The sequence below is a fragment of the Nonomuraea sp. NPDC050691 genome, from assembly GCF_040654455.1.
Classification (GTDB): Bacteria; Actinomycetota; Actinomycetes; order Streptosporangiales; family Streptosporangiaceae; genus Nonomuraea.
In genome coordinates, this window is the sequence record NZ_JBFAIA010000100.1 from 17,858 (window position 1) to 28,569 (window position 10,712).

Annotated in this window: 12 protein-coding genes; 9 read left to right on the forward strand and 3 right to left on the reverse strand. The window is 71.5% G+C overall.

What is annotated here, in order from left to right; genetic code table 11:
* Positions 1-3 precede the first annotated feature (3 nt).
* The 6 genes from AB0H81_RS28835 to AB0H81_RS28860 all read left to right on the forward strand — a co-directional run bounded on the left by AB0H81_RS28835 (position 4) and on the right by AB0H81_RS28860 (position 5,680).
* The gene (locus tag AB0H81_RS28835) at positions 4-1,218 is read left to right on the forward strand and encodes a cytochrome P450 (protein ID WP_358380839.1); all 1,215 of its coding nucleotides are present in this window, start codon (positions 4-6) and stop codon (positions 1,216-1,218) included.
* Positions 1,219-1,245: 27 nt separating this feature from the next.
* On the forward strand, positions 1,246-1,446 hold the full coding sequence (locus tag AB0H81_RS28840) for a ferredoxin (protein WP_358380841.1): 201 nt from the start codon (positions 1,246-1,248) through the stop codon (positions 1,444-1,446).
* A gap of 241 nt (positions 1,447-1,687) precedes the next feature.
* Positions 1,688-4,087: an excinuclease ABC subunit UvrA gene (locus AB0H81_RS28845; protein ID WP_358380863.1), complete on the forward strand. Its 2,400-nt coding sequence runs from the start codon at positions 1,688-1,690 to the stop codon at positions 4,085-4,087.
* 99 nt (positions 4,088-4,186) lie between these two features.
* Entirely contained in the window at positions 4,187-4,642 is a 456-nt protein-coding gene (locus tag AB0H81_RS28850; protein WP_358380843.1) for a helix-turn-helix transcriptional regulator, read from the forward strand.
* Between the two features lie 10 nt (positions 4,643-4,652).
* On the forward strand, positions 4,653-5,063 hold the full coding sequence (locus AB0H81_RS28855) for a VOC family protein (RefSeq protein ID WP_358380845.1): 411 nt from the start codon (positions 4,653-4,655) through the stop codon (positions 5,061-5,063).
* Positions 5,064-5,515: 452 nt separating this feature from the next.
* The gene (locus AB0H81_RS28860) at positions 5,516-5,680 is read left to right on the forward strand and encodes a hypothetical protein (protein WP_358380847.1); all 165 of its coding nucleotides are present in this window, start codon (positions 5,516-5,518) and stop codon (positions 5,678-5,680) included.
* Between the two features lie 150 nt (positions 5,681-5,830).
* Here the strand turns inward: AB0H81_RS28860 and AB0H81_RS28865 are convergent, their stop codons facing one another.
* Both AB0H81_RS28865 and AB0H81_RS28870 read right to left on the reverse strand, forming a co-directional pair.
* Positions 5,831-6,559, reverse strand: a complete 729-nt coding sequence (locus AB0H81_RS28865; protein ID WP_358380849.1) for a hypothetical protein — start codon at positions 6,557-6,559, stop codon at positions 5,831-5,833.
* Positions 6,560-6,644: 85 nt separating this feature from the next.
* Positions 6,645-6,962 (reverse strand): hypothetical protein, encoded by a 318-nt coding sequence (locus AB0H81_RS28870; protein WP_358380851.1) that lies wholly within the window; start codon positions 6,960-6,962, stop codon positions 6,645-6,647.
* A 246-nt stretch (positions 6,963-7,208) separates the two neighbouring features.
* On the opposite strand from AB0H81_RS28870, the gene AB0H81_RS28875 reads away from it, so the two are divergent.
* The 3 genes from AB0H81_RS28875 (at position 7,209) to AB0H81_RS28885 (ending at position 9,512) form a co-directional block, all read left to right on the forward strand.
* Positions 7,209-7,955: a TioE family transcriptional regulator gene (locus AB0H81_RS28875; RefSeq protein ID WP_358380853.1), complete on the forward strand. Its 747-nt coding sequence runs from the start codon at positions 7,209-7,211 to the stop codon at positions 7,953-7,955.
* Positions 7,956-8,046: 91 nt separating this feature from the next.
* A complete protein-coding gene (locus tag AB0H81_RS28880; RefSeq protein WP_358380855.1) occupies positions 8,047-8,406 on the forward strand; it encodes a VOC family protein in 360 nt (119 codons plus the stop codon).
* 122 nt (positions 8,407-8,528) lie between these two features.
* Entirely contained in the window at positions 8,529-9,512 is a 984-nt protein-coding gene (locus tag AB0H81_RS28885) for a BtrH N-terminal domain-containing protein (protein WP_358380857.1), read from the forward strand.
* Positions 9,513-9,539: 27 nt separating this feature from the next.
* Here the strand turns inward: AB0H81_RS28885 and AB0H81_RS28890 are convergent, their stop codons facing one another.
* A complete protein-coding gene (locus tag AB0H81_RS28890) occupies positions 9,540-10,610 on the reverse strand; it encodes a LuxR C-terminal-related transcriptional regulator (RefSeq protein WP_358380859.1) in 1,071 nt (356 codons plus the stop codon).
* Between the last annotated feature and the right edge of the window lie 102 nt (positions 10,611-10,712).

Below are 10,712 nucleotides of genomic sequence, written 5' to 3' on the forward strand. Positions count from 1 at the left end.
CTGATGAGTGTCAATGAGCGCGTTCTGAGTTACCCCATCCCCGCCGACGCGGCGCTGGAGCCGCCCGCGGAGTGGGCCGAGCTGCGCGGCACGTGCCCGGTCGCCCATGTGACCCTGCCCAGCGGTGACCGGGCGACGCTGCTGACCCGCTACGAGGACGTCAAGCAGGTGCTCGCCGATCCGCGTTTCACCCGGCTGCTCAACGCGCCCGACGCCGCCCGGCTGTCGGACACCGAGGACGGCGGGCTGTTCGGCAGCGAGATGGCGGCCATCATCCCTGACAGCGGGGAGGAGCACCAGCACTGGCGGCGCCTGGTCGGCAGGTGGTTCACCGCCAAGCGGATGAACGCCCTGCGTCCCGTGATGGCGCGGATCGCCGGGGACCTCATCGACGACATGGTGGAGAGCGGCGCCCCGGCCGACCTCAAGGCGGCCCTGGGCTTCCCGCTGCCGGTCTACGTCATCTGCGACATGCTCGGCGTGCCCGCCGCCGACCGGGACCGCTTCTCGTACTGGTCCGACACCCTGCTCAACCTCACCCGGTACGGCAAGGACGAGGTCGAGGCCGCCCAGGCCGAGTTCTTCCAGTACATGTCCGACCATCTCGCCGCCAAGCGGGCCGAGCCGGGCGAGGACCTGCTGAGCGAGCTGATCGCGGCGGGCGGCCCCGAGAACGGCGGGCTGTCCGACATCCAGATCCTGGTCACCGGCATGGCGCTGCTGGTGGCCGGGCACGAGACCACCGCCAACATGATCGGCAAGATGGTGGCGATGCTGCTGGCCGACCGCGGCCGGTGGGAGCGGTTGCTGGCCGATCCGTCGCTGGTCCGCACCACGGTGGAGGAGTCGCTGCGCATGGACGCCAACTCCGGGTTCGGCCTGCCGCGCTACCTGAAGGAGGAGACCGAGGTCAGCGGCACGCGCCTGCCGCGCGGCACCACGGTGATCTGCAGCATGGCCGCCGCCAACCGCGACGAGAGCGCCTTCGAGGCGGCCGCGGACATGGACCTGACCCGCAGCCCCAACCCGCACCTGGCCTTCGGCGCCGGGGCTCACTCCTGCCTCGGCCAGGCGCTGGCCCGTACCGAGCTGCAGGTCGTGCTGGAGGTGCTGCTGCGCAGGCTGCCGACGTTGGAGCTGGCCGTGCCCGTGGAGGACCTGCGGCGCGTGGAGGGGCTGGCCGTGGGCGGCCTGCGCACGGCCCCGGTGCGCTGGTGATGTGCTGAACGAGAGAGGAACGCTGAGATGAAGGTCATTGTGGACGAGGACAAGTGCTGCGGCGCCGGCCAGTGCGTGCTGATCGCGCCGGAGGTGTTCGACCAGCGTGACGACGACGGCATCGTCATCCTGCTGGAGCCCGAGCCGGGCGCGGACCGGCATGTTCAGGTCCGCGAGGCCGCCGCCGTCTGCCCGGCCGCCGCCATCGAGGTGATCGAGTCGGCCTGACTCCCGGGTGCGCTGGCAGGCCGGGCGCACCGCCGCGGCTCCACGCGGGGTCCGGCGCCCTGCTTCGATCGGTCAGGATCGGAGAAGCGCCGGCCCCCGAGCCACCACTAGCGTGACCGCCATGGACATCACCATCCACGAGAGCCTCCCGACGCACGCGCTCGGCACCCCCGATCAGGTGGACATCGCCGATCCGGTAGACAGGGACCGTTGCCGTGACACGGATGGAGACAGGATGAGCATGGCCATGAGGACCGACACGCGGCCGGCGGACACGCAGGAGCCCGCGCCGCACGTCGCCGACAGCCACGACGTGATCCGCGTGCACGGCGCGCGCGAGAACAACCTCAAGGACGTCAGCATCGAGATCCCGAAGCGCCGGTTGACGGTGTTCACCGGCGTCTCGGGCTCGGGCAAGAGCTCGCTGGTGTTCGACACGATCGCCGCGGAGTCGCAGCGGCTGATCAACGAGACCTACAGCGCGTTCGTGCAGGGGTTCATGCCGACGCTGCCGCGGCCCGACGTCGACGTGCTCGAAGGGCTGACGACCGCGATCATCGTCGACCAGCAGCGGCTGGGCGCCGACCCGCGTTCCACGGTCGGCACCGCCACCGACGCCAACGCGATGCTGCGCATCCTGTTCAGCCGGTTGGGGCGGCCGCACATCGGCTCGCCCAACGCGTTCTCCTTCAACGTCCCCTCGGTGCGGGGGAGCGGCGCGGCCACCATCGAACGCGGCGCGGGCAAGAGCGTGCAGCAGGACTTCGTCCTCACCGGCGGCATGTGCGCGCGCTGCGAAGGCCGGGGCAGGGTCTCCGACATCGACCTCACCCAGCTCTACGACGACTCCAAGTCGATCGCCGAGGGCGCGTTCACGATCCCCGGCTGGAAGTCGGACAGCTTCTGGACGGTGCGGGTCTACGCCGAGTCGGGCTTCCTCGACCCGGACAAGCCGATCCGCGAGTTCACCGAGCAGGAGATGCGGGACTTCCTGCACCGGGAGCCGACCAAGGTGAAGGTCGAGGGGGTCAACCTCACCTACGAGGGGCTGATCCCGAAGATCCAGAAGTCGTTCCTGTCCAAGGACCGGGAGGCGATGCAGCCGCACATCCGGGCGTTCGTGGACCGCGCGGTCACGTTCACGGCCTGCCCCGAGTGCGGCGGCACCCGGCTCAGCGAGGCGGCCCGCTCGTCGCGGATCGGCGGGATCAACATCGCCGACGCGTGCGCGATGCAGATCAGCGACCTGGCGGCCTGGGTGCGGGGGCTCGACGAGCCGTCGGTGGCGCCGCTGCTCGCCGCGCTGCTGCGCACGTTGGACTCGTTCGTGGAGATCGGGCTGGGCTACCTGTCGCTGGAGCGGCCGTCGGGCACGCTGTCGGGCGGCGAGGCGCAGCGGGTCAAGATGATCCGCCACCTCGGCTCCTCGCTGACCGACACCACGTACGTCTTCGACGAGCCGACCGTCGGCCTGCACCCCCATGACATCCAGCGGATGAACGACCTGCTGCTGCGGCTGCGGGACAAGGGCAACACGGTGCTCGTCGTGGAGCACAAGCCGGAGACGATCGCGATCGCCGACCACGTCGTCGACCTCGGCCCGGGCGCCGGTACGGCGGGCGGAGAGGTCTGCTTCGAGGGCACGGTCGAGGAGCTGCGGGCCGGCGGCACCATCACCGGCCGCCATCTCGGCGACCGGGCGGCGCTGAAGCGGACGGTGCGCAAGCCCACCGGCACGCTGCAGATCCGCGGCGCGACGGCCAACAACCTGCGCGAGGTCGACGTCGACATCCCGCTCGGGGTGCTCGTCGTCGTCACCGGCGTCGCCGGGTCCGGCAAGAGCTCGCTCGTGCACGGGTCGATCCCCGCCGGCGCGGGTGTGGTGTCGGTCGACCAGGGCGCGATCAAGGGCTCGCGACGCAGCAACCCGGCCACCTACACCGGGCTGCTCGACCCGATCCGCAAGGCGTTCGCCAAGGCCAACGGCGTCAAGCCGGCATTGTTCAGCGCCAACTCCGAGGGCGCCTGCCCCGGCTGCAACGGCGCCGGCGTCGTCTACACCGACCTGGCGATGATGGCCGGCGTGGCCGCCACCTGCGTGGAGTGCGACGGCAAGCGGTTCCAGGCGGCGGTGCTGGAGCACCACCTCGGCGGCCGCGACATCAGCCAGGTGCTGGCGATGCCGGTGGACGAGGCCCGGGAGTTCTTCGGCTCCGGCGAGGCCCGCACGCCTGCCGCGCACGCGATCCTCGGCCGGCTCGCCGACGTCGGGCTCGGCTACCTCAGTCTCGGACAGCCGCTGACCACGCTGTCCGGCGGCGAGCGGCAGCGGCTCAAGCTGGCCACCCACATGGCCGACAAGGGCGGCGTGTACGTCCTCGACGAGCCGACCACCGGCCTGCACCTCGCCGACGTCGAGCAGTTGCTCGGCCTGCTCGACCGGCTCGTCGACTCCGGCAAGTCGGTCATCGTCATCGAGCACCACCAGGCGGTCATGGCGCACGCCGACTGGATCGTCGACCTCGGGCCCGGCGCCGGCCACGACGGCGGCCGGATCGTCTTCGAGGGCACCCCCGCCGACCTGGTCGCCGCCCGCTCCACCGTCACCGGCGAGCACCTCGCGGCCTACGTCGGCGGCTGAGCCGGGCCCTCGCGGGCACCGCGAGGGCCTTTCCGGCACCCGCTTCCCCCGGACCCGGGGGAAGCGGGTTCTGTCGGTGGGCGTTGGTAGGGTCGCCCCATGACCCCGGAAGAGCTCGCCAACCTCGCTCACCTGCGCCGAGCGCGTGACCTGATCGACCGGGAGTACGCCAAGCCGCTCGATGTGCCGACGATGGCCCGCCACGCGCTCATGTCGCCGGCGCACTTCTCGCGACGGTTCCGGGCGACCTACGGCGAGACTCCGTACAGCTATCTCATGACCCGCCGGATCGAGCGGGCGATGGCGTTGCTGCGCGGGGGGATGAGCGTGACCGACGCGTGCATGGCGGTCGGCTGTACCTCGCTCGGCTCGTTCAGCTCGCGCTTCACCGAGCTGGTGGGGGAGACGCCGAGCGCCTATCGCCGCCGGGAGCACAGCGCCGTGGACGCGATGCCCGCGTGCGTGGCCAAGGCGCGCACCCGGCCGACGAGGAAGCCGCCGGCGGGGCAGCCGCCGAGCAGGATCGGAGAAGCGGGCCGGGCCGCCGCCGCCTAACGTGGGCGGCATGACCATCGCACTCAAGTACTGCCACATCACCGTCAACGACGTGGACGAGGCGCTCGGCTTCTACCGCGACGCGCTCGGTCTCGAGGTGCGCAACGACGTCGCCTCCGGCGGGTTCCGCTGGGTGACGCTCGGCAGCCCGGACCAGGCCGACCCGGAGTTCGTGCTGTCGGAGCCGCACGCCGGCCGTTCCCCGGCCGACGGCGACGCCCTGCAGGAGCTGCTCACCAAGGGCGTCCTGCCGATGATCGTCTTCAGCACCGACGACCTCGACGCGACCTTCGAGCGGGTACGCGCGTCCGGCGCGGAGGTCCTGCAGGAGCCCATCGACCAGCCGTGGGGGCCGCGCGACTGCGCCTTCCGCGACCCCTCGGGCAACCTGGTGCGCTTCAATCAGCAGGCCAAGCCGTAGGTCCCGGCCGTTCGAGCGCCCTCTCCCGCGAAGACCCGCAGCCTGTGATTCAGATCACATCGGCGGTGTGTCACGTGCGATCGAGGTTGTTTGTCCCATGGATGTCATCGGCCCCCCACCCTGAACCGGTGACCCGACCATGGGAGTGAGAAGCCATGCGCATTGACCACCGAATCGTCGTGCTGGGGAGCGGCTGCGGATGCACCAGATCGCCGCCGGGCAGCAACTGGCCGACCACCGGATCCCCGACCTGCTCGCCGGGACCGGCATCACGTTCGTGCAGGGCACGGCCACCGCGATCGACCCGGACGGGCGCACGGTGGTGATCGACGACGGCGCGGACAGGCTGGAGTACGACGCCCTGGTGTACGCCCTGGGCAGCTCGACCGACACCAGTGCCGTCCCCGGAGCCGACGTGCACGCCTTCACGCTGAACAGCCGGCGCCCACCTGATGCGCGCCATCGAGCGGCTGGGCATCACGCTCAAGGTGGGCGCGCCGGTGACCAAGGTCCTCCCCGACTCGGTCGAACTGGAGGGCGGCGAGCTGGTCCACTCCGACGCCTGCCTCTGGACCACCGGCGTGAAGGTCTCGCCGCCGGCCGCCGGAGGCCGGTAGGGGCCGCCGCCCGCGGGCAGGCGGGCGGCGGCGGGTGCTCCAGGCCGGCGTCGTGTCACCGCCGCGGCCGTGCACGGCACTCACGGCGAGGGAGAGTGCCGGGAGGACGCGGGGTCGCCGGCGAGGGGAGCGGGGGAGCGGGGACGGGGGTCAGCGGAAGTCGGTGGTGACCTTGGCGGGATCCGGCGCCTTGACCGAGACCTTCGAGCCCCACCCGCTGTAGCGGCTGTCCACGGCGACCGTGGCGAGCTTCCCGTCCTGCGTCGCCGTGAACGAGCTCTGCACCCTGCTCACCAGGCCCGCCGAAGTGAGCGTGAGGGTGTAGGAGACCTTCGTGCCGTCGAACGACTTCTCCGCGTTCGCGCCCGCCCACCAGGGCGAGACCTGCTTGAGGTCCTTGAAGGTGATGGTGCCGGTGACGGAGCTCGCCGTCGGCTTCCCGTGCTTGATCAGCGCGGCCAGGGTCCGGGGCTCGGCCGGATTGATGATCTGGCCGTAGGAGTCGGGCACTCCGAACCTCTTGACCTTGTACCAGGTCTTGCCCTCCGGCAGAACCATGGGCATGACCCCGCCGTTGTGGTACGTGACCTTGCCGACGCCGACGGCCCGTTGCCGCCCGTAGTCGTCGTCGTCCCAATGGATCGTGATGTCGAACGCGGCGACGCCCTTCCTGTCGAACTGGAAGACGCCCTTGCGGTCCTGGACCTCCCTCTGATCCGTGCCGTCCGACCAGGTGACCGTCTCGGTGAAACGCACGCCGTGCCCGGGTACGAGCTTGGCCTTCAGCGCGCTGACGGGGTCCTTGGGTGCCGCCTGCGCCGGGGCGGCAACCACTGACAAGGCGGCACAGGCCGCCACAACTGTGATCGTCTTCTTCATGATCGGCGATGATGCCGCAAGCCGATCACGAACGGGGAACGACCGGGGCGCAGGCCCGGCGAGGACCGTCTCCGTACTCCTCTCCTCATGCTTCCGCGCTGACCTGGCTGCGCTCGATGGGGTCCGGCACGGCGTCCCTGGTCTCGCGGAAGACGGCGACCGTGTCCCCGGCGGCCGCGGCGACGGCCCGCTCGCCGGGGGCGACGGGCGGTTCGAGCAGCTGGGCCACGACATCGGCGAGGGCCTCGCCCGGGTCGTCGACGCCGAGCGGCCCGGTGGCCGGGTCGGTCATGGCGGTGCCGAACCCGGTGAGCACGGCGTGCATGGCGTAGGCCTGGCCGGACAAGGGGCGGTCGTGGCGGATCAGGCCGTTGCGGGCTGGATCGGCGTGGCAGCGTTGCACAGGGCGCCGGGTCTGACGCGGGCGAACAGTTCGAGGTCGCCCGCCTGCTGCGGGAGCTGCCGTACCAGGTCGGGATCGCCGTTTTTGAGGCGGGAGGCCAGTGGCGCTCGACATCACCCTCGCGCGCAGGCTCTGGAACGACGCCGCCAGGGCCCTCGGGGGCGCCTGACGCTCAACCGCATCGTTGGACCGTCCGGGTAAACTTCGGCCGGTGAACCTCCTCTTCCGCCAGGTGGGTCCCTCACCATGAGGCCGGTGGACCTGGCGCGCGAGCACGGCCTGTCCACCCAGGCGGTCAGGAACTACGAGGACGCCGGCATCCTGCCCGCCGCCGGACGCACCCTCCACGGCTACCGCACCTACACGCCGCTGCACGCGCAGGCCCTGCGCGCCTTCCTCGCCCTCGTGGCCGGACACGGCCACCAGACGGCCACGTCGATCATGCAGGCGGTCAACCGGGACGCCATGGAGGACGCTTTGCGGCTCATCGACGAGAGCCACGCCCAGCTCCTCGACGACCGCCGCACCCTCCAGGCCGTCGAGGCCGCGCTCCGCGACCTCGCGCCCGTGCCGCAGGAACGCGGCGACACCTTCATCGGCCCCCTGGCCAGGAGGCTCGGCATCCGCCCGGCCACTCTGCGCAAATGGGAACGCGCCGGCCTGGTCCGGCCGCGCCGCGACCCGCAGACGGGCTACCGGGTCTACGGCGCGGCCGACGTACGCGACGCCCGGCTGGCGCACCAGCTCAGACGGGGCGGCTACCTGCTGGAGCAGATCGCCCCGCTGATCGCCCAGGTCCGATCCGCCGGAGGCGTCGCACCGCTGGAGTCGACGCTGCGCGACTGGAGCGCGCGGCTGTCGGCCAGGGGCCGCGCCATGCTCACAGGCGCCGCCGCCCTGGACGCCTACCTCGCCTGCCGGCCGGCTCCGCCCGAGGGCGTGCGTTCCCGGGAACGTCCGAACGCCGCAGCGGACGCGAACGGATCCCGGTAGCCGACCCGGCCGGGCCACGGTGCTCGGCGCTCTGCCGGGTGTCGCGGAGCAGGCTGCCACCGAAGCCGGAGCGATCGCTACTCTGGCCGTCATGCACGCGCGCCTGAACCAGATCGTGGTGGACTGCCAGGAGCCGCAGAGGTTGGTGCGCTTCTGGGCGGCCCTCCTCGGCGGTGACCCGGTGGACCGCGCTCGTGGCTGGTCCCATGTCGAACCGCCCGGGGGCGTACGGCTGGCCTTCCAGCCGGTCGCCGAGGACAAGGCCGTGAAGAACCGGTTGCACCTGGACATCGAGGTCGACGCGATCGAGCCGGCCATCACCCGCGCACTGAGGCTGGGCGCCACGCGGATCGGCGAGACGGCCACCGACGATCAAGGTTCCTTCCAGGTCATGGCCGACCCCGAAGGCAACGAGTTCTGCTTCGTCTGCGATCAGGCCGACGCCGGCTGATTCGCGGATCGCGCACCGGCTGGACTCTCCCCCCATGGGAGACCCCAAGCTACTTCCGACGATCCCGGTGGCCGGTGTGGCCGCGTACCCGCCGACCGCCCCGTTGTTGAGGAGAGCGACGTATGACTCTGGTGAAGGACATCGAGCCTCGCGGCATGCACCACTGCGAGACGACGGCGCTGGGAGTGCTGCTGCGGCACGAAGGGCTTGATCTGTCCGAGCCCATGCTGTTCGGGCTGGGCTCGGGCCTGTCCTTCATCTATTGGGACAGCAAGAGCATGCCGTTCCCGTTCCTCGGCGGCCGCGTCAAGCCTTTCGAGCTCACCAGGAACCTGACCGCCAGGCTGGGACTGAACCTGCTGGTCGAGGAGACCACCTCCGCACGCAAGGCGTGGGAGAACGTGGCCGCCCCCATCGACGCCGGCCGGCCGGTCGGCCTCCAGCTCGACTGCTACCACCTGGAGTACTTCCGCTCCAAGGTGCACTTCGGCGGCCACGTCGTCGCCATGTACGGCTACGACGAGCACGACGTCCACCTCGTGGACACCGGCCAGCAGGGAGGAGCGGTGCGCACCAGCAAGGCCAGCCTGGCCAGGGCGCGGGCCGAACGCGGCCCGATGACCGCCAGGAACCGCTCCTTCACCATCACCGTGCCGGAGCACCCGCCTCGCTGGCAGGACCAGATCATCCCCGCCATCAGGGACTGCGCCGACGCCTTCCTCGCCGCTCCCATCGCGAACCTCGGTCACCGCGGCATCGGCAAAGCCGCCGAACAGCTGCCCAGATGGCTGCAGCGCGTCGGCGACCCGCGGCAGGACCTTCCGCAGGCCGCCCTTCTCATGGAGAAAGCCGGCACCGGCGGCGCCTTGTTCCGCGCCCTCTATCGCGACTTCCTCGGCGAGTGCGCCGAGCTGATCGACGACGACAACCTCCGCGCCGGTCACCGGCTGTACGCCGAGGCCGCCCCCCTCTGGACGGACGTCGCCGCGTTGATCACCAAGGCTGGGGAGAGCGGTGAGGTGGGGCATCTGGAGCAGGCACGCGTCATTCTCCGCGATCTTTCGCGCATCGAGCAGGACGCCATGCAGGTGCTGCGTCAGTTGTAGGCGAGGACTCCGGGCTCCGCGTGCCTCTCAGCCCAGGTCGAGGCGGGCGAGTTCGGTGCGGGTGGCGACGCCCAGCTTGGGGAAGGCCCGGTACAGGTGGTGGCTGACGGTCTTGGGGCTGAGGAAGAGCTGGGCGGCGATCTCCCGGTTGGTGACGCCGGTGGCGGCCAGGCGTACCACCTGCAGTTCCTGGGGTGAGAGCAGGGCGACCAGGTCGGGGGCGCTCCGGGTCACGGTCTCGCCCGCCGCGCGCAGCTCGGCGCGCGCCCGCTCGGCCCATGGGCCGGCGCCGGCGCGTTCGAAGGTCTCCAGCGCGGCGCGCAGGCGGGTCCGGGACTCGGTCTTGCGGCGGGCGCGGCGCAGCCACTCGCCGTAGAGCAGGTCGGTCCTGGCCCGTTCGAACGGCCGGTTCGCGTCGGCGTGCGATCGTAGGGCCCGCTCCCAATGCCGCTCCGCCTCGTCGTCGTGGGCGAGCAGGGCACGGCAGCGGTGCAGTACGGCGTCGGCCCATGGATGGCGGGCGGCCGTGGCCCAGGAGGCGAAGCGGGCGAGCGGCCCGGCGGCGCGGCCGGGAAGGCCCAGCCGTACGGCGGCCTCGATCTGGTCGGGGGCGAAGTAGACGGGCATGATCTGGTGCCGGAGCGGTCCGCGGGCGGCGGCTTCGAAGCGTTCCAGCGCGACCTCGAAGCGGCCCTGGCCGAGATCCAGCAGGCCGAGCGCCCACTCGGCCCAGCCGACGATCGTCGCCACCGGATGGACGGTGCCGTGCGAGATCGTCCGCTCGGCGAGCTCACGGCAGTCCTGTTCCCGGCCCTCGACGGCCATCGCCATGGCCATGACGCTCTCGAAGTGCGCGATGCGGTGCGTCTGGCCGATGTCGGTGGCGAGCCGGCGTCCCTCGGTCGCGGTCGTGACGGCGTCGCGGAAGCGCCCGAGGTACAGCTGGTGGGCCGCGAGCACCGCCTGGGCGAGCGGCAGCAGCCCGATCATGCCGTCGGCCCGGCATTCCTCGATCACCGACTGGGCGATGGCGAGGCCGTTGTCGAAGTCCCCCGAGATCCCGGCCAGGGAGGAGATGCTGATCCGCAGGGCCGCCACGCCGGAGCCCCGGCGCCGGTGACCATCACCACCCGCGGGTTGTCGGCCGCCTGCAGCAGCGGCAGGAACGCATGCGTGACCCGGACCGGCCCGTACACATTG

Excerpts from the sequence above, each read along its gene's own strand:
- AB0H81_RS28855 (WP_358380845.1), top strand. The coding sequence starts at position 4,653 with ATGACCATCGCACTCAAGTACTGCCACATCACCGTCAACGACGTGGAC.
- AB0H81_RS28835 (WP_358380839.1), top strand. The coding sequence starts at position 4 with ATGAGTGTCAATGAGCGCGTTCTGAGTTACCCCATCCCCGCCGACGCG.
- AB0H81_RS28850 (WP_358380843.1), top strand. The coding sequence starts at position 4,187 with ATGACCCCGGAAGAGCTCGCCAACCTCGCTCACCTGCGCCGAGCGCGT.
- AB0H81_RS28885 (WP_358380857.1), top strand. The coding sequence starts at position 8,529 with ATGACTCTGGTGAAGGACATCGAGCCTCGCGGCATGCACCACTGCGAG.
- AB0H81_RS28860 (WP_358380847.1), top strand. The coding sequence starts at position 5,516 with ATGCGCGCCATCGAGCGGCTGGGCATCACGCTCAAGGTGGGCGCGCCG.
- AB0H81_RS28865 (WP_358380849.1), bottom strand. The coding sequence starts at position 6,559 with ATGAAGAAGACGATCACAGTTGTGGCGGCCTGTGCCGCCTTGTCAGTG.
- AB0H81_RS28845 (WP_358380863.1), top strand. The coding sequence starts at position 1,688 with ATGGCCATGAGGACCGACACGCGGCCGGCGGACACGCAGGAGCCCGCG.
- AB0H81_RS28880 (WP_358380855.1), top strand. The coding sequence starts at position 8,047 with ATGCACGCGCGCCTGAACCAGATCGTGGTGGACTGCCAGGAGCCGCAG.
- AB0H81_RS28875 (WP_358380853.1), top strand. The coding sequence starts at position 7,209 with ATGAGGCCGGTGGACCTGGCGCGCGAGCACGGCCTGTCCACCCAGGCG.
- AB0H81_RS28840 (WP_358380841.1), top strand. The coding sequence starts at position 1,246 with ATGAAGGTCATTGTGGACGAGGACAAGTGCTGCGGCGCCGGCCAGTGC.